Here is an 18,570-nt window from a genome sequence, read left to right as displayed (position 1 = left end):
TTAACTGTTTTTACGGGATTTTTTACACTACCCTTTAGGCTTAATGGGTGCTAAAATATTGATGTATATCAAATAGTGAAAGGTTGTTATGATTTCTGAAAAGCCTGCAACAAAGCGCGTTCAATCCGGCGGTTGTGCTATCCACTGCCAAGATTGTAGCATTAGTCAGCTTTGCATCCCGTTTACACTCAATGAGTCTGAGCTAGACCAGCTTGACCAAATCATTGAGCGTAAAAAGCCAATCCAGAAAGGACAAGAACTGTTTAAAGCGGGAGATGAACTCAAGTCTCTTTACGCAATTCGTTCAGGTACAATCAAGAGTTACACCATTACAGAACAAGGTGATGAGCAAATTACTGGGTTTCATCTTGCCGGTGATTTAGTCGGATTTGATGCGATCACGGGTGATTTGCACCCAAGCTTTGCACAAGCATTAGAAACCTCAATGGTGTGTGAGATTCCTTACGAAACTCTTGACGATCTTTCAGGCAAAATGCCTAAATTACGTCAGCAGATCATGCGCTTGATGAGCAATGAAATCAAAGGCGATCAAGAGATGATATTGCTGCTTTCCAAAAAGAATGCAGAAGAGCGTCTTGCCGCGTTCTTATACAACCTTTCAACGCGTTTCTCTCAGCGCGGCTTTAGCCCTCGTGAATTCCGTTTGACCATGACTCGTGGTGATATAGGTAACTATCTTGGCCTCACCGTTGAAACTATTTCTCGTCTTTTAGGTCGTTTTCAGAAATCAGAAATTCTCAGTGTTAAAGGCAAATATATCACTATCTTAGATCACGACGCATTGATGGCAATGGCTGGCGTGTCTAAAGAATCATAATAGCTTTCAATGATGTAGCTCGTTATTCATTTTGATATAGAGCTACATCATACTTCTCTTACAATCCTTCAAATAATGCTAAAACTCTCCTCTTAACTAAGCTACATTAATCATATAGCCCTCCTCGTCTCTAAGGAGTACATATGAGTATCTATAATCAGATTTTGGTCGTTGCTGACATTAATAAAGATGAACAACCTGCGCTTGCTCGTGCGATGCAACTGGCGGAAAAAAGTCGCTCACCAAGTCACGTTACCTTCTTCCTCTCTATCTATGATTTTTCTTACGACATGACATCGATGCTTTCTGTTGATGAACGTGATGCCATGCGTCGTGGCGTTATACATCAGCGCGAACAGTGGATGCGCAAGATAGCCAAAGACTACCTGCTTGATGGTGTTGAATTTGATGTGCGTGTAGTTTGGCACAATCGACCGTATGAAGCGGTTATTGCTGAAGTTTTTGCCGGTGAACATGACATTGTGATTAAAGGCACTCGAAAGCACGATGTGTTAGAGTCGGTTATTTTTACACCAACAGATTGGCATTTATTGCGTAAGTGCCCATGTCCTGTACTACTCGTAAAGAATACCAACTGGCCTAAAGATGCAAGCATTTTAGCCTCAGTACACGTTGGCTCAGAAAACGAGACACATTTAGGCTTAAATGATGCCATGGTTGAGCAATTAAATAGCTTAACTGAACGATTAGGTGCTAAGCCTTATTTGGTTAACGCTTATCCGGTTACGCCTGCCAATATAACCATTGAACTTCCTGAGTTTGATCCAGCAATGTACACTGACGCGGTTCGTGGTCACCACCTTACCGCGATGAAAGCACTACGCCAAAAACACGGTTATGATGAAGAAAAAACTGTTGTTGAGCAAGGCTTACCCGAAGACGTCATTCCAGATACCGCAGAAAGGTTAAACGCGGCTATGGTTATTATTGGCACCACTGGCCGAACTGGCTTGTCTGCAGTCTTTATTGGCAATACCGCTGAACATGTCATCGATAAGATCAACTGCGATGTGCTTGCGCTTAAACCACAAGGCTATGTTAGCCCTCTTGACCCTAAAACTGCAATCTAACTAAATCAATACTCCCCTTGGCCGCGCTAAGGGGATTTTTTGTCTTTCGTTCATCAATAGATCTGGCATCTGTTTTATTTATCCGTATCATACCCCCTTCATTTTGTATTGAAGATTGACGAAGACTGCAAGCCAATGACTGAGCAAACTCAAGAGCGTACTAAAGCTCAACAATATAACTTTAATAAGCTACAAAAGCGCATCCGCCGCAATACAGGCCAAGCGATCCAAGACTTCAACATGATTGAAGATGGTGATCGAATTATGGTCTGCCTCTCTGGTGGTAAAGACAGCTTTACCATGCTTGAAATTCTGATGAGTTTGCAGAAAAGTGCACCAATATCCTTTTCTTTGGTCGCGGTCAATCTCGATCAAAAACAGCCAGGCTTCCCAGAACATATTCTTCCAGAGTATCTTGAGTCTTTGGGTGTTGAATACAAAATCGTTGAAGAAGACACTTACTCGATTGTTCGAGACAAGATCCCAGAAGGTAAAACAACCTGCTCACTGTGTTCACGTTTAAGACGAGGTATTTTGTACCGCACGGCAAAAGAGCTTGGAGCAACAAAAATAGCGCTTGGGCATCATCGCGATGATATTCTCGAAACGTTATTCTTGAATATGTTCAATGGTGGGAAAATGAAAAGCATGCCACCTAAGCTTGTCTCGGATAATGGCGAGCATGTGGTAATTCGTCCGTTGGCGTATTGTCGTGAAAAAGACATCATCAAGTTTTCTGCTATGCGTGAATATCCGATCATTCCATGTAACTTGTGTGGCTCTCAGCCAAACTTACAACGTCAAAACATTAAGCAGATGCTCAATGAATGGGATAAGCGCTTCCCTGGTCGTATTGAGTCAATGTTCAGCGCTTTGCAAAATGTCGTCCCGAGTCACCTAGCGGACTTCGAGTTGTTTGACTTTAAGTCGATCGACAAAGACTCTGGTGTTATTAACGGTGGTGATATTGGCTTTGATAAAGAAGAGCTACCTAGCCAAGCGTCATCAGCGCAAGATTTAGTTCAAGAGTTTGATCCCAGCCTACAGCTTAAAGTCACCAATCTCTAATTGATCAAGGGTCGCAAATGCGACCCTTTTATATAACGAGCAACGTGTATTGTTGACTTAATCCGCTTTGGGTAAGTATGGCAGTACACGCGAGGTTTCAGCTGGAAGCATCATGGTGCCTCCCTGGCCTATTTCCGATAAAGCGACCTGAGCTTTACCATCAATAATGGGTTTTGTTTGACCATTAGAGAACACAATTTTCGAGTTAAGCTTGTCCGGAAATTCTAGCGTCACGCCTTCGACATCTGGCGTAAACCAACTGGCGAACATTCCACCTAACTCTTCTAAGATAGTTTGCATCTGTGGTAGCAGTACTTTGATTTCATCATAGCTCACGCTACCTGACAACGGCGCTTTGGTCATGACAACCATTGAAAAGTCACAACGTTGATCCATTGGCGTTTGCACAAATACCAGTGGATTAGCGGAACGTAAGTTGTCATCTAGCGGGACCAGTACTTCTTGGTAAGGTGATACTGGTATCTCTTCGTAGTGCTCTTCTTTCTCCATCCAAGCTTTTTCGATATGACACAATTGCTTGGTATTGGCATTTAAAAAGAAAAATCCGACTTTAACATCGTCATGCCCCTCTTTAGCATTTTGCTTCATGTGCGAAAAAAGCTTTGAGTAGGTAAACATATATTCTTGAGCTTGCACTGGAATAACCACTGAGCTATTGAGCATAGCGGCTAAAATTGCTAACGATACTTTCTTCATTGTTTTCTTTCTTATTGATTTATTGAGGGAGTTTCCCAGAACCGTTTATTCTGCCTGATCATCGCTTGTAAATCATTGACGTATGCCTCACCGCGCTCAGAGTATCTTAGTAGTCCATTGGTCAGCGCCGTTGCAGCGTCAGTATCGGTTAAACTTTGTCCGGCCAAATGACGTTGGTAACGAATTTCACGTAACTGTTCGTACGCCTTGTTACGATTGACATTCATAAAATAGCCGTTAATAGATTGTTGTGCTGAACCAAACTTCGCCACTTCATGAGTCATACCCTCGCCTCTTTGCATTGGCACTAAACCACATCCAGACGTATAACACCATTGACCAAAATAGTTGTTTGCTTGTATGGCAAAACGAGACGTTCCCCAAGCCGATTCATTGGCACCTTGAACCAGGACCAAAGCCTCAGGAATGACATCGACTCTGTGCAGCATATCGTCTAGCCAAGCTTGGTTAATGCCTTGAGTTGGCAACGCAACGTTGTATAGACTGCCTAGTCGCTTAGCGTCACTAATATCACTGGCAGAGAGTGTTTGACTATTAAAATGATCAGCGATCGACTCCAACCACTTACGCTCATCAATAATGCGTTTGTTTTCTAGAGCAATACCAGGCCTTAAGTAATCAAAAAAGGCTTGTTTCTTCTGGTTTACATCTTTAATTGCAGCAAAATCAGGTGCATCACCAACCGACTTTTCAATCGAACCAGTCGTTGGCTCCATCGGCGCTGTATGCTGTTGAACGTTTCGTTCATAACCATAAAAACTACAACCAGCAATGACTGCTGCGACAGCAATTGCGGCAAACTCACTCTTACGCATTGAACACTTGTGGATCGTCATCGTTGTCATCTTTATTTTGTGGGTGGTCGGTTGCAACAATTTTTAATTTAATACCAAACATGTTGCGGTAAATAATCCCTTTTACATGGAAAAAGAAAGGCAAAACAATGATTAAACCAATACCGTAAGACATGGCGCTAATGACGAACATCATCGAGATAAATAAGTAGATTCCGGATAAAACAAAAATTTTCTTATTCACTGCGCGAAGTGATAGCAATAAGGATTGCATTGGTGGAATCTTCTTTTCACAAATCAGCAAAATAGCATTACTAAAGGCTAGCGAGAGGTAAAGGGATAACAGGGGAAAAATCATCCCTGCGATACCTTGTAACAGCAAGCTAAATAACGTTGCTAAGATGACAGGGACAGTGTGCTGTAAGCCTTTACCTATATGACGAGGTTTGGTCGCAAGCCCAGCAGCATGGCTCATCGCCATAAGGCTAATCCCTGCGTAGATTGGCGCGCTAATCACTTCATAACTGAAGTTGGCTACCATGATGGCATTGAAAATACTTGGGTCAAACGCTTCTGGATTAATAAAAGCGTCAATGATGATGCCAGGATTCCCCAATTGCAATTTCAACGCGGCATAGAAAATGGCCAACTGTAAAGCAATCAAAATTACAATCGATGGTGAAAACGAGAGAAAATTTTTGAGCGTATGTTGCCAAGCTTCACGAAACACCTCTCCAGCTTTGAGCTCGTAGTCACCAGAGAGCGCTCGGTCGACACTTCCACCTAAGTTGAAGTCTTTTTCAATGTCATTGTTCATTCTTGAATCCAATGCTTAATGACAATGCCACTAAGCTAACCTGTTGATAAAAAGTTGCGAGCATTATACGTCAACCAAGCTAAGTCTAAAATCAGTTCTCGAACATCCGCTTGCTTTCCTGTCTGATTGGTTGATAATTAATCACTAAACACAGCGCACAAGTGTTTATATCCCAATAAAAACAAAGCGATTTTTCTTACATAAGTACGACTCTCAGCAAATTGAAAGTGTATGGTAAGGAATGTTTACTTTTATCAACAAATTTTTTTCTGTTTCAAGATGAGAAAATGCTTTGATTTGACACTATTGGTGATTATGATCCGCGCCTCGAATTTGTGTAACAATCGGTCGTTGAAACTTAGGTTTCAACGACGCCCCAAATGGGAGAAAAACAGACGTTGAACGCTACTAAACATGCAGGACAACCAGTTGTACGTCTAACTGGCATAAGTAAAAGTTTTGATGGCAAGGAAATCATCTCGAATTTGAATTTGGATGTAAACCATGGTGAGTTCCTTACAATTTTAGGTCCTTCCGGCTGTGGTAAAACAACCGTGTTGAGGATGATTGCGGGTTTTGAAGCCGCTGATAGCGGTGAAATCACCCTAGCCAATCAGAATGTCACCCAAGTTCCTGCAGAGCAAAGGCACGTCAATACTGTATTTCAGAGTTATGCACTATTTCCCCATATGACTGTGTTCGAAAACGTTGCCTTTGGTTTACGGATGCAAAAAGTGAATTCTGCAGATATTGAGCCTCGCGTCATGGAAGCCCTGCGAATGGTTCGACTCGAGAAGATGGCTGCGCGTAAACCACACCAACTTTCTGGTGGTCAGCAACAACGTATCGCGATAGCGCGTGCGGTGGTGAATAAGCCCAAAGTCTTATTGCTTGATGAGTCGCTGTCTGCACTCGACTACAAATTGCGCAAGCAGATGCAAATTGAACTAAAGCAGCTTCAACGTCAGCTTGGGATCACTTTTATTTTCGTGACTCACGACCAAGAAGAAGCCTTGTCAATGTCTGACCGCATTATTGTGATGCGTGATGGTGTGGTTGAGCAAGATGGCTCTCCGCGCGAAATCTATGAAGAGCCAAAAAACCTATTCGTTGCCAAATTTATTGGCGAGATCAACGTCTTTAACGCGACGATGCTTGAACGCACCGACAACAAACGCATTCGCGCCAATATTGAAGGTGTTGACTCGGTTGTCTACTGCAATAAATCCGCCAACAGCGGTGACAAGCTGCAAGTATTGCTGCGCCCAGAAGATCTTCGCATCGAAGAGATCAAAGAGTCTGAGCAACGAGGCATTGTCGGTCACGTAATGGAACGGACTTACAAAGGCATGACGCTAGATTCAGTGATCGAACTTGAGTCTGGTATGCGTGTCATGGTCAGCGAATTTTTCAATGAAGACGATCCCGATGTGGACCACTCTTTAGGACAAAAAGTTGCTATCACTTGGGTTGAAAGTTGGGAGGTCGTCCTCAATGAAAGCCAAGACGATTAGTCTACAAAATGCGATCATTGCACTGATTGTCGGTTGGTTAACGCTGTTTGTGCTGATCCCAAACGTGATGATCATTGCAACCAGTTTTCTTACGCGTGATGAATCCAATCTCATTGAGCTGACATTCACGTTGGATAACTATGTCCGCTTGATCGATCCGCTCTATGCCAAGGTGTTGTTGCACTCTTTTTATATGGCTATTATCGCGACGTTGTTGTGTTTAGTGATTGGCTATCCATTCGCGTATATCGTTGCAAAAATGCCGCCTAAATGGCGCCCTATTATGCTGTTCTTGGTGATTGTTCCTTTTTGGACTAACTCATTGATTCGTACTTATGGAATGAAAATAGTCTTAGGCACGCAAGGCATTTTAAATAAATCACTGATGGCAATGGAAATTATCGATAAACCGATACGTCTGATGTACACCGAAACCGCGGTGATGATCGGTTTGGTCTACATCCTTTTACCGTTTATGATTTTGCCGCTCTATTCTGCTATTGAGAAGCTAGATCACACTTATATTGAAGCTGCTAAAGATTTAGGGGCCAATAAGTTGCAAACCATCACTAAGATAATTTTGCCTCTGACTATGCCGGGAATCATCGGCGGCTGCTTATTAGTGCTGTTGCCCGCTTTGGGGATGTTTTACATCTCAGACCTATTAGGTGGGGCGAAGAATCTATTGATTGGTAACGTGATTAAAAACCAAGTATTAAATGCGCGAGATTGGCCTTTTGGCGCGGCGACTAGCATTGCCTTAACCATTGCGATGGCGATTATGCTTTATGCTTACTACCGTGCAGGCAAACTGTTGAATAAAAAAGCGGAGCTAGACTGATGGGACGAGCAGTTCGATTTAGCTTTATGGCGTTAGTGTACGCGTTTTTGTATCTGCCAATTATCGTGTTGATCGTTAACTCATTTAACGCCAACAAATTTGGTATGAAATGGGGCGGCTTCACCACCAAGTGGTATGAAACCCTAGTTAACAATGACAGCTTAATGCAGGCAGCGTGGCATTCACTCAATGTTGCCGTTTTCTCTGCTACCGCAGCGACGATTATCGGTAGCTTGACTGCCGTAGCCCTATTTCGCTACACCTTTAAAGGCAAACGTGCGGTCAACGGTATGCTGTTCGTGGTGATGATGTCACCAGACATCGTAATGGCGATCTCGCTATTGGCTTTGTTCTTGGTGCTAGGAGCTCAGCTCGGTTTCATCACCTTGCTTATTGCGCATATTACTTTCTGTTTACCGTTTGTCGTGGTGACTGTTTACAGTCGTTTAAATGGTTTTGACGTAAAAATGCTTGAGGCTGCAAAAGATCTCGGGGCAAGTGAGTGGACAATTTTGAAGCAAATCATTCTGCCACTTGCCAAACCTGCCGTTGCTGCAGGATGGCTATTGAGCTTTACCCTATCGCTTGACGACGTCATCATCAGCTCTTTTGTTACTGGGCCAACATACGAAATCTTGCCATTGAAAATTTACTCAATGGTTAAGGTCGGTATTTCACCCGAGGTCAATGCGCTCGCAACCGTGATGTTAATTGTTTCATTATTTCTTGTTATCGTCTCTCAATTATTGGCAAGAGAAAAAGTACAGTAGCCTCACGTTCGATTTCACTAAATAGGATGGCATGTCGCCATTCTATTTTCTATCTCACCGCTGTAGCCGAATCGAATATGACGTTTAAAGATGTCGCTCCGTTATTCCCATCGCAACACGATCTTGACCGCGTTGAATGTCAAGATTCTGTGGGTAATTTAACAGCGAAATTCGAAGACTATTTCTTGAAGTTGAAAGCCGGCCAATAAGCCGAAGTTCAGCAAAAATAGGCAGTGTTCTCTGCCTATTTTCGTTTATGGCTGATATACTAATCCGTTGCTAGGTTTGTCATATGACAAGCAGATTCAATCATCAGGCTCGCTCAGAAGAGACAGGTTTTGAGCGTTCATAGATAAAAACGGAAATCAAATGAAAAGTAAATTCTACGCAAGTGCGCTATGCGCAGCGACGCTATTCACGACGCCTGCAATGGCGGCTGATCAAGAACTCTACTTCTACAATTGGTCTGAATACATTCCCAATGAAGTTCTTGAAGATTTTACGAAAGAGACCGGAATAAAAGTGATTTATTCCACTTATGAGTCAAACGAAAGCATGTACGCAAAGTTAAAGACTCAAGGTTCTGGTTACGATCTCGTTGTGCCGTCAACCTACTTTGTGTCTAAAATGCGTAAAGAGGGAATGCTGCAACAAATCGACAAAACTAAGCTATCTCACTTCGCCGACTTGGATACTAACTTCCTAAACAAACCTTTCGATCCAAGTAACAACTACTCTATCCCTTACATTTGGGGTGCAACCGGTATTGGTATCAACTCCGATATGCTTAATAAGTCATCAGTCACCAAATGGGATGACTTTTGGGATAGCAAATGGGAAGGCCAATTGATGCTGATGGACGACTCACGTGAAGTATTCCATATTGCGTTAACAAAATTGGGCTACTCGCCAAACACAACCAATCCAGATGAAATCAAAGCAGCGTACGAAGAGTTAAGAAAACTGATGCCAAACGTGCTGCTATTTAATTCTGATAATCCAGCGATACCTTATTTAGGCGGTGAAGTTTCATTAGGTATGTTATGGAATGGTTCAGCCTACGCCGCTCGTCAAGAAGGCGCTTCTATCGACATTATCTGGCCAGAAAAAGGCTCTGTTTTCTGGATGGATAGCCTATCAATCCCATCAGGTGCGAAGAACATTGAAGCGGCGCATAAGATGATCGACTTCCTACTACGCCCTGAAAACGCAGCGAAAATTGCGTTAGAGATCGGTTACCCTACTCCAGTGGGGTCGGCGCACAAGCTATTGCCGAAAACGTTTACCGAAGATCAAAATATTTTCCCACCGCAAGCGGTAATGGACAGCGGTACTTGGCAAGATGACGTTGGGGAAGCCAGTGTTCTCTACGATGAATATTTCCAAAAACTAAAAGTAGATAACTAAACACTTTGTTTTACACTTAATAAAGCGGCACAAGCCGCTTTATTTATATCTGAACAAGCATTTCGCATTGGTGGTGATGAGTTTGTCGTGAGATGTTGCTACCGTTAGGCATGCTTGATATCTGGCTGTTGTAACGAGAGTATTTCATCGACTAGCTTCGCCACTTCAACACTCGCTTTACCATAACGCTTTTCTTCAAATTCACTTTCGACCGCGCTCGGCTCTAAGTTAATCTCAATAGTATGAGCACCGTGCATCCTCGCATCATGAACAAAACCAGCAGCAGGATAAACCACGCCTGAGGTGCCAATCGAAACAAATAAATCGGCTTCTTCGAGTGCTGCATAGATGTCCCCCATTCTCAGTGGCATTTCGCCAAACCAAACCACATGAGGGCGCATCTGTGATGGGATCTGACAACAATGACACAGGTCACCTGTGTTGATGTCACCCTTCTCTTCAATGACTTGATTAGAAACACTACAACGTGATTTCAATAACTCACCGTGCATGTGAATGACATTCACACTGCCTCCACGCTCATGAAGGTTATCGATATTTTGAGTAATGATGGTTACCTTGCCCTCAAGTTGCTCTTCAAGTTTTCCTAGCGCTACGTGAGCAGCATTGGGCTTAATTTTTGAATCTTGTAGACTGAGGCGACGTTTGTTATAAAAGTCTTGAACTAAATCAGGGTTGCGTTCAAAACCCTCGGGCGTTGCGACATCCTCTATGTGATGGTTTTCCCAAAGTCCATCTTGAGCTCGAAAGGTTTGAATTCCCGACTCTGCCGAAATACCCGCGCCAGTTAAGATCACAACATTACGATAAGGAAAGTTCATACCACATCCTTTTTAGTATTGATGCTATTAGCTTAGCATTGACAAGACTCACACCCTAATAAATTGGGTTAGACCATGGTCGAAAATGGTATAACTTAACGATGTTTTTGTGAAGTAAAACCATTTTTTGTAACGCTTTAATGGCACTAAAATGGTGAGACTACACTAGGTCAAGACGTGCTTTGTGATACAAAAAGCCCTAGAGACTAGGGCGTTTATTAAGCAAATGACATCGCTATAAATTGGGCCCTTTTAAAAAATTAAAGGGCTGATTGTCTTTCAATCGGCTCATTCCCTGATACATCCTGATAAACCAGATAACGATGGCGATTAAACCAAAAACAAAACCAACATAGGGGATGTAATAAGCGATCTGATCAATCACTGGGCTCTTGTACCAGTAGTCATTGACGCCAGAAAGCACCCCATTTGATGTCGCTACCGTGATAATAAGGACCACAAAGTAGCTTAAGTTCAAGAAGAAGGTGCGGATTAAACCATAGTAATGAGAATCGAGAATATCGCCATCTTCTCCTTTATCTAATCGGTAACCCGCATAAACAATCGCCAAAACGCCAGAGATCAAACAGGTAAACGGAGTAAAACAGCTTAGGACATACGCAACCCAAATCCCTTTATGAGGTTTGTTCATTGGTTTGTGCTCCTTTTCTCTGTTGGCTAATCTCAGAAGACTCAGTCAATGTTTGCTGTTTCTCGACGACTTGTTGATACCAAAGATCGTGGTGCTCTTTGGCCCACGTTTCATCGACTTCACCAGTGACCATGCCTTCAAGCGCCCCTTCCATACCAAACAGACCAATATAAATATGGAAAATAAATCCACAGATAAGGATTAAGGCTGCAATCATATGAACGAGGTTCGACATTTCCATGTCTCGGCGTGTTTGACCAAAAATCGGGAAATCAAGAATCAGCCCGCTTAAGGCGACAACACTGCCCACAATGATGAGCAACCAAAATAGCGCTTTTTCACCGGCATTAGAGAATTCCGCAGAGGGGTGCGTCCCTTTATGTTTGCCAACCATACCACCGAGTTTAATAAACCAATCGAAGTCGACTTTTTTAAAAATCGATTTACGCCACCATTTGATCAAAACGCACAGTAGTAGGACATAAAAAATCGGTCCGATATAGTTGTGATACTGTTTGGCCAGCATGATGATGAAGCCCCATAGATCAGATGGAATGTAAGGTTTAAGGAAGTGTTTGCCATACACCAACATCAAGCCACTAAAAGCTAACGTTAAGAAAGTAAACGCCATACTCCAGTGCAGTGCTCTGTCGAGTCGCGACCAACGTTTGATTTTCTTCCCCGTTCTTGGGGCACTCAACATCAAAGGGCCAATAGCGATGTACATCAAAGTAACCAATGCGATACTGCCGAAGATAGCGACAGCGCCAGCGGGTGACATCCACTTCTCTTTCAGAATATACCAGGTTTGACCTGGTGCACTAATCAGAACGCCGTGCTCGGCAGACTGAGAGGTAGTATAACCCTCTTCACCTTGACGAACTTGGCGCCAAAAATCCGCACCGGCTAGCTGGGTCATTTCACGTTGTGCAACTTGAGGCTCGTTTTGCTCAGCATGCACAGGGAACGACAAAGCAAGCAACAATGCTGTCATTAACGACAGCATTGCGAGAGATGCACGTTTAAGTATTGAAAACATGACTCTCTCCAACTCTAACTTTTGGTTGCATCGTAAGACAGATCGTTGCCATCAGTCCAGCCAGCCCCTTTTGCACCGCGCTCAACAACGCGCTGACGGAAAATATCAGAGACTTTCTCTGCATCCCCTGCCAATAGCGCTTTGGTAGAACAAAGTGACGCACACATAGGTAACTTGCCTTCAGCAATACGGTTAGCTCCGTATTTTTGGCGCTCTTCGACTGAGCCCGCTTCTGTTTCAGGACCACCAGCACAGAAGGTGCACTTGTCCATCTTGCCACGTTCTCCAAACGCTTCTTGTTTGGGAAACTGAGGGGCGCCAAATGGGCATGCAAACAGACAATACCCACAGCCAATACACAAGTCTTTATTGTGCAGAACAATGCCATCTTCTGTGTGCTCAAAACAATCTGCAGGACAAACCGCCATACAAGGTGCATCAGTACAATGCATGCAGGCGACTGAGATCGAGTTTTCGCCCGGCTCACCGTCATTCAGCGTGACCACTCGGCGCCGCTGGATGCCCCACTCTAACGCATCGTCATTTTCGTTCTTACATGCAGTGACACAGCCGTTACATTCGATGCAGCGCTTGGTGTCACACAGGAATTTCATTCTAGCCATCAGTTGACTCCTTACGCTTTGCGAATGTTACATAGGGTGACTTTCGTTTCCTGCATTTGCGTGACCGGATCATAACCGTAGGTCGTTGCAACGTTGGCAGACTCACCAATCACATATGGATCGGTTCCTTCAGGGTATTTATCTCGTAGATCTTCTCCTTGAAATTTGCCGCCAAAGTGGAACGGGATAAAGGCCATGCCCGGTTTAACGCGACGTGTCACCATTGCTTTAACATGGATTCGGCCCTTCTCTGCCCCTTCAACCCAGACCATTTCACCATCTTTGAAGCCAAGATCATTGGCATCTTTCGGGTTAACCTCAACAAACATCTCTTGTTGCAGTTCCGCAAGCCATGGGTTTGAACGTGTCTCTTCACCGCCCCCTTCGTATTCAACCAAACGACCCGAGGTTAGAATAATGGGGTACTCGCCCGACTTGTCTTGGTCTTGAATAGATTTGTACATCGTCGGTAAGCGGTAGATAGACTCACTGTCATCCCATGTTGGGTAATCAGCGACCAAGTCTCGACGTGGGGTATACAGTGGTTCACGGTGCAGTGGTACCCGATCTGGGAACGTCCAAACCACGGCGCGAGCTTTGGCATTACCGAAAGGCATACAGCCATGTTTGATCGCAACGCGTTGAATACCACCCGACAGATCCGTTTTCCAGTTTTTACCTTCAGCCGCTGCTTTCTCTTCGCCAGTCAGGTCGTCCCACCAACCGAGCGCTTTAATCAGCTTATCGCTAAACTCTGGATAGCCATCTTGAATTTCACAACCTTTTGAATAGCTATCTTCAGCGAGCAAATTGGCGCCTTCAAATTCAACACCAAAACGGGCACGGAAATTACCGCCCCCTTGAGCAACGGGTTTCGAGGTATCGTATAGGATGTGGGTTCCCGGATGCTTCATTTCCGGCGTACCCCAACACGGCCAAGGAAGACCATAGGTTTCACCATGCACAGGGCCGCCTTCGGCTTCGAGTGACGTTTTGTGGAAGGTATGCCAGCTTTGTTGGTGTGCTTTGAGACGCTCTGGGCTTTGCCCTGTATAGCCGATAGTCCACATTCCGCGGTTGAATTCACGCGTAATGTCTTCAATCAACGGCTGATCGTTTTCAACTTTGATGTTCTTGAACAATTGATCAGCAAACCCGAGTTGCTTGCTCAACAGATACATGATTTCGTGATCAGGCTTAGATTCAAATAAAGGCTCAACCACTTTATCACGCCATTGAATCGAGCGATTTGACGCTGTTACACTGCCATAGGTTTCAAATTGTGTCGTGGCAGGTAATAGGTAGACACCATCGGTGCGATCATTCATCACAGCGGCAACGGTTGGGTATGGGTCAACGATAACCATCATATCAAGCTTTTCCATTGCTTTACGCATTTCCACGCCACGGGTCTGCGAGTTCACGGCATGTCCCCAATAGAACATGGCACGAATGTTATCGTTTTGCTCGATGTTATCTTTGTTTTCAAGTACCCCATCAATCCAACGCGAGACGGGAATACCCATATTATTCATTGGTTTCTTGCCACGATATTCACTTTGATCAAACTGGCTTTTGACCCATTCATAATCAAGATCCCACACCTTAGACCAATGTTTCCAAGCGCCGTCAGACAAACCGTAATAGCCAGGTAAAGTATGAGAAAGCACCCCCAAATCGGTCGCGCCTTGGACGTTATCATGGCCGCGGAAAATGTTGGCACCACCACCAGATTTACCCATGTTACCGAGTGCTAATTCAAGCACACAATAAGCACGAGTGTTGTTATTACCCGTGGTGTGCTGAGTTCCCCCCATGCACCATACGATACAACCTGGGCGGTTTTCTGCCAATAGTTTAGCGGTTTGGTATACATCGGCTTCAGTAACACCAGTGACACGCTCTACTTCTGCAGGCGTCCATTTCGCAACTTCTTCACGAATTTCATCCATACCGAAAACACGTTGGCGGATAAAGTCTTTGTCTTCCCATTGGTTAGCAAAAACATGCCACAAGACACCCCAGATGAAAGCAACGTCTGAACCCGGACGAAGGGAAACGTAGTGATCGGATTTTGCTGCAGTGCGAGTACGTCGAGGATCAGCCACCACGATCTTGCAGTTGTTCTTCTCTTTGGCAATCAAGATGTGCTGCATCGCAACTGGATGCGCTTCAGCAGGATTCGAACCAATGAACAGCATCGACTTACAATTGTGCATGTCATTGAACGAGTTGGTCATCGCTCCATAGCCCCACGTATTAGCCACCCCCGCCACCGTAGTTGAGTGACAGATACGCGCTTGGTGGTCGACATTATTCGTCCCCCACAATGACGACATTTTACGGAACATATACGCTTGTTCATTACTGTGCTTAGCACTACCCAACCAGTAAACTGAATCTGGGCCTGACTGCTGTCGAATCTCTAACGCTTTGTTGCCAATTTCCTCAATCGCTTGTTGCCAAGAGAGTTTTTTCCATTTGCCGTTTTCGAGCTTCATTGGGTATTTAAGCCGGCGTTCACCGTGGCCATGTTCACGCAGCGCTGCACCTTTAGCACAATGTCCACCAGCATTAAATGGGTGATCAAATGCGGGCTCTTGACCCGTCCATACGCCGTTTTGTACCTCGGCGTAAATGCCACAACCGACGGAACAGTGTGAACAAATGGTGCGTTTTACTTCAGTTTCTGCTGATGGATCCACCGCTTTTGCTTGAGCTTTCTTGATCATGCCAGGCGCAAAAAGCCCTGCACCAACAACGGCGCCGCTCGCCGCAAGCGAGCTGTTTTTCATAAAGGCACGTCGAGAAACACCCAGCTGATTCTGTTCTCTATTCACGCTATCGGAGCGTTTGACTAATTTCATGGTTTAGCTCCTATAGCGTGTCGTAATAATCACGAATGTGTTGGGTTTCGTGATAGCCGGTTTTCTTGACGTCTTGTTTTGGTTGATCCGTTTCTGATGCGTTGGCTATTTTTGTATTGCCAGCGACAACGGCACCCACAACAGCAGCCGTCGTTAAGCCTTTAAGGAGATCCCTTCGACTTTGATTTAGCGCTTTGTTCTCTTTCATTATTGCTTCCTTACCCTTTTTGGAGGTATGACTTTCGATGTGACGTTTTAAGACTGAGGTTGCTCGTACTCAGTAACGTTCTTAACATCAATTTTTAATGTGGTTTTATTGCTTGAGTGGTGTTCACTAAACCGGACCTGCTCAACCGTCAGGAACGCGTGAGTGAGCTCAGCAACACAGAGGTAAAACGAGGCATGCTTCGCCTGTAGAATTTGTTTGATCAACGACTCAAACCATGGCGCAATGTGGGTATTGAAAAAAGCTTGTTGAAGGTTTTCTTCTTCACTCACCAGTGCAGCCATCACTTCGCACAGTGCACTGATATGATCTTCTGGCTCTTTCACTGACTCGGCTCTTTCGAAACCAAGGCGCGTTAGGTCATATCGTATCGCCGCTAGGGGTTTTTCCATCAAAGAGCCTGTGAGGTGCCATGAAGCGAAAGGCATCACTTCACCGCGCCCAATACCAATAAACAACTCTTGATATTCGTTAATCAAGGCTTGTGTATCACTCGCCAATGCGGCGTTTTTAAGCTTGTCCCATGCGACTTTCATAGCGCTATTGCTTGGTTCAGTCTCTAATTGCGCAAGAAACTCAATCATCTCAGCGCTTGGTGCTTGGCGATATAATGTCGCCAGAACTAAGTAGATTTCACTGCGAATGCTTTGTTGTTGGTTATCCATCTATCATTCTCACGCTTAATAAGTTAGTTGTTTGGTCGGGTCATCAGCCATGGCTTCGAACATGTCAACTACCCGGCAGTCTTCACACATTGCAATCCGATTTAGCGCAGCATCATCAGAGAAATGAGAGTGACCACGTAACTTACTTTGCAGCATGTCAATCATCGATTGCGGAGCGAATGGTTTATGACAGCGAACACATTCTGCCGCTTTCTCTTGATGAATGACTTTTGCTTGCTGACGACTTGTCTGATCCCAATTCATTCTTGGCGTCATGGTTAATACTTGCTCTGGGCAGGCCTTAACGCATAAACCGCACTGGACACAATCTTGTTCAATAAACTTGAGTGATGGTGAAGCACCATCGGTATGCAGAGCGCGAGTAGGACAAACCGCCACACAGCTCATACAAAGTGTGCAGTCGTTGCTTTCGCATGAGATATTGCCGTACGGCGCGCCTAATGGCAGTTCGACCACGTTTTCAACCGGAATTCGCGCTTGTGCTAGCGCATCAAGAGAGGTAAATAAGCGCTGACGTTTATCACCTTCCAGATCGCCTAATGCCAAATCAAAGTGTTCAGTGCAAAGTGTCGGTGCCCCTTCGCGTAATGACTCTAAATAGATAATGTCGATGGTCTCTTTCGCAATCCCCAACTGTTCTAGTAGGGTTTGAGCTAACGACACTTCACTATTAAGAATACGCAAAATAGTGGCAGGCATATGTTGACTAGCGGCGAACAAAACTTGAGATGCGTCGTTAGCTAGCGCTGCAAACCATGAATCAATCCCGACCGATGGTAGCTCTTCAACCACAATTGGGATGACATGGTCAGGAAGTGCGCTTAGTGCCATCACGTTATACGATTCGTGACGAGAACTGCAGATTAAGATGATGGGATTCACCCCACCTTGAGACTCATAATTGGCTAACGTGCGTTCGATAAATTTCTGTGTATCTTGTGGATTCGGCAACGCGTAATGAATCGCTTCAGTTGGACAAGCGGTTGCGCAGGTTCCCACACCTTGGCAGAGGTATGGATTGATTTCGATTTTATGGCCCGTTTTGTCTGTACCTACACTCGATAACGCACCGGCAGGACAAGCATCGACACAACGCTCACAGCCTTTTACTCCTCGCGAGCTGTGTGCGCACAAATCGGTATCAAGGCGGAAAAACTTAGGCTTATCGAACGTTCCCATTAGTGTCGGAATTTCTTCAAGCGCTTGCGCTAATTTCGGATAGCCTCTACCCACTGGATAATAACCGGGAACGGGCACCTCTTCGCTCATACAACTGTTTAGACAAAGATCGAGCACGATATCAAAGCAGTCATGATTCAGTGCCACTTTAGCCAGGTTAATTTCACGACCGTGACTTTCGGTCACCACATCGAAAGCGCCAAGAAAACCATTAATTTGCACCGAGCTGGCGAAATAGAGATTGTCGCATGTACTGCGTTCACCATCTGTCGAAAGAAGTGTAATACTGCTCATCTGCTCAAGTTGCTGAGCGGCACTCTCGATTATTGACGTAGGACCAACGATAAGAGTGTTCCCGCCGCTTTCATAACTGACTGTCGGGGGGATCAGGTTGGTTAGCTCAACCGTGTTTTCAAAGGCATAAAGTCGCGCCTTGCCATTTTGTGTGACTGATTGTCGTAGTTGCTGTTTTAACATTGCTCTGTTCCATTAGAACCGAATATTCACTCTGGTGAGTATTAGCAATTGCTGTACCAACTTTTTAGTACTTACAAATCAGTAAATTAGTCTTGATTATT

Annotated in this window: 18 protein-coding genes and 1 pseudogene; 8 read left to right on the top strand and 11 right to left on the bottom strand. The window is 44.6% G+C overall.

The features are described from left to right. Positions 1–88 precede the first annotated feature (88 nt). The 3 genes from CDZ87_RS04195 to ttcA all read left to right on the top strand — a co-directional run bounded on the left by CDZ87_RS04195 (position 89) and on the right by ttcA (position 2,997). Positions 89–838, top strand: a complete 750-nt coding sequence (locus CDZ87_RS04195; protein WP_100752312.1) for a fumarate/nitrate reduction transcriptional regulator Fnr — start codon at positions 89–91, stop codon at positions 836–838. A gap of 143 nt (positions 839–981) precedes the next feature. Then, a complete protein-coding gene (uspE, locus tag CDZ87_RS04190) occupies positions 982–1,929 on the top strand; it encodes a universal stress protein UspE (protein WP_100752311.1) in 948 nt (315 codons plus the stop codon). Positions 1,930–2,064: 135 nt separating this feature from the next. Further along, a complete protein-coding gene (gene ttcA, locus CDZ87_RS04185) occupies positions 2,065–2,997 on the top strand; it encodes a tRNA 2-thiocytidine(32) synthetase TtcA (protein WP_100752310.1) in 933 nt (310 codons plus the stop codon). Positions 2,998–3,054: 57 nt separating this feature from the next. On the opposite strand, the gene CDZ87_RS04180 is transcribed toward ttcA, so the two are convergent. Genes CDZ87_RS04180 through CDZ87_RS04170 form a run of 3 tightly spaced genes read right to left on the bottom strand, consistent with a single transcriptional unit; the run spans position 3,055 to position 5,346 of the window. Continuing rightward, a complete protein-coding gene (locus CDZ87_RS04180) occupies positions 3,055–3,714 on the bottom strand; it encodes a DUF2987 domain-containing protein (protein ID WP_100752309.1) in 660 nt (219 codons plus the stop codon). Between the two features lie 11 nt (positions 3,715–3,725). Then, entirely contained in the window at positions 3,726–4,550 is an 825-nt protein-coding gene (locus CDZ87_RS04175) for a glucosaminidase domain-containing protein (RefSeq protein WP_100752308.1), read from the bottom strand. Further along, on the bottom strand, positions 4,543–5,346 hold the full coding sequence (locus CDZ87_RS04170) for a DUF2189 domain-containing protein (RefSeq protein ID WP_100752307.1): 804 nt from the start codon (positions 5,344–5,346) through the stop codon (positions 4,543–4,545). Before CDZ87_RS04170 ends, CDZ87_RS04175 begins: the two co-directional genes overlap by 8 nt. A gap of 380 nt (positions 5,347–5,726) precedes the next feature. On the opposite strand from CDZ87_RS04170, the gene potA reads away from it, so the two are divergent. The 5 genes and pseudogenes from potA (at position 5,727) to CDZ87_RS04145 (ending at position 9,878) form a co-directional block, all read left to right on the top strand. After that, complete coding sequence (potA, locus tag CDZ87_RS04165) at positions 5,727–6,860, top strand: spermidine/putrescine ABC transporter ATP-binding protein PotA (RefSeq protein WP_100752306.1); 1,134 nt, start codon at positions 5,727–5,729, stop codon at positions 6,858–6,860. Next, on the top strand, positions 6,841–7,701 hold the full coding sequence (gene potB, locus CDZ87_RS04160; RefSeq protein ID WP_100752305.1) for a spermidine/putrescine ABC transporter permease PotB: 861 nt from the start codon (positions 6,841–6,843) through the stop codon (positions 7,699–7,701). The genes potA and potB overlap by 20 nt, the downstream gene beginning before the upstream one ends. Next, positions 7,701–8,471, top strand: coding sequence for a spermidine/putrescine ABC transporter permease PotC (gene potC, locus CDZ87_RS04155; RefSeq protein WP_100752304.1), 771 nt, complete (start codon positions 7,701–7,703; stop codon positions 8,469–8,471). The genes potB and potC overlap by 1 nt, the downstream gene beginning before the upstream one ends. Before the next feature lie 50 nt (positions 8,472–8,521). Next, positions 8,522–8,680 (top strand): annotated as a pseudogene (gene potD, locus CDZ87_RS04150) (spermidine/putrescine ABC transporter substrate-binding protein PotD); the annotation flags it as partial. A gap of 160 nt (positions 8,681–8,840) precedes the next feature. After that, entirely contained in the window at positions 8,841–9,878 is a 1,038-nt protein-coding gene (locus CDZ87_RS04145) for an extracellular solute-binding protein (RefSeq protein ID WP_100752303.1), read from the top strand. A 104-nt stretch (positions 9,879–9,982) separates the two neighbouring features. On the opposite strand, the gene cobB is transcribed toward CDZ87_RS04145, so the two are convergent. From cobB to CDZ87_RS04105, 8 genes are all read right to left on the bottom strand, one after another. After that, positions 9,983–10,720, bottom strand: a complete 738-nt coding sequence (gene cobB / locus CDZ87_RS04140; RefSeq protein WP_100752302.1) for a Sir2 family NAD+-dependent deacetylase — start codon at positions 10,718–10,720, stop codon at positions 9,983–9,985. 235 nt (positions 10,721–10,955) lie between these two features. Beyond that, positions 10,956–11,372 (bottom strand): hypothetical protein, encoded by a 417-nt coding sequence (locus CDZ87_RS04135; protein ID WP_100752301.1) that lies wholly within the window; start codon positions 11,370–11,372, stop codon positions 10,956–10,958. After that, positions 11,356–12,411 (bottom strand): formate dehydrogenase subunit gamma, encoded by a 1,056-nt coding sequence (locus tag CDZ87_RS04130; protein ID WP_100752300.1) that lies wholly within the window; start codon positions 12,409–12,411, stop codon positions 11,356–11,358. The genes CDZ87_RS04135 and CDZ87_RS04130 overlap by 17 nt, the downstream gene beginning before the upstream one ends. A 14-nt stretch (positions 12,412–12,425) precedes the next feature. Beyond that, the gene (gene fdh3B, locus CDZ87_RS04125) at positions 12,426–13,034 is read right to left on the bottom strand and encodes a formate dehydrogenase FDH3 subunit beta (protein WP_004745954.1); all 609 of its coding nucleotides are present in this window, start codon (positions 13,032–13,034) and stop codon (positions 12,426–12,428) included. 11 nt (positions 13,035–13,045) lie between these two features. Further along, positions 13,046–15,901, bottom strand: a complete 2,856-nt coding sequence (locus CDZ87_RS04120; protein ID WP_100752299.1) for a formate dehydrogenase subunit alpha — start codon at positions 15,899–15,901, stop codon at positions 13,046–13,048. 10 nt (positions 15,902–15,911) lie between these two features. Further along, positions 15,912–16,109, bottom strand: a complete 198-nt coding sequence (locus CDZ87_RS04115; RefSeq protein WP_100752298.1) for a twin-arginine translocation signal domain-containing protein — start codon at positions 16,107–16,109, stop codon at positions 15,912–15,914. A gap of 47 nt (positions 16,110–16,156) precedes the next feature. Continuing rightward, a complete protein-coding gene (locus tag CDZ87_RS04110; RefSeq protein ID WP_100752297.1) occupies positions 16,157–16,792 on the bottom strand; it encodes a TorD/DmsD family molecular chaperone in 636 nt (211 codons plus the stop codon). Positions 16,793–16,807: 15 nt separating this feature from the next. Next, positions 16,808–18,469, bottom strand: a complete 1,662-nt coding sequence (locus CDZ87_RS04105; protein ID WP_100752296.1) for a 4Fe-4S dicluster domain-containing protein — start codon at positions 18,467–18,469, stop codon at positions 16,808–16,810. Positions 18,470–18,570: the final 101 nt, after the last annotated feature.

Origin of the sequence: Vibrio salilacus, assembly GCF_002811245.1 — a bacterium.
Taxonomy (GTDB): Bacteria; Pseudomonadota; Gammaproteobacteria; order Enterobacterales; family Vibrionaceae; genus Vibrio; species Vibrio salilacus.
The sequence above is the reverse complement of the archived record's forward strand: the minus strand, read 5'-3'. Positions and strand labels throughout refer to the sequence as shown.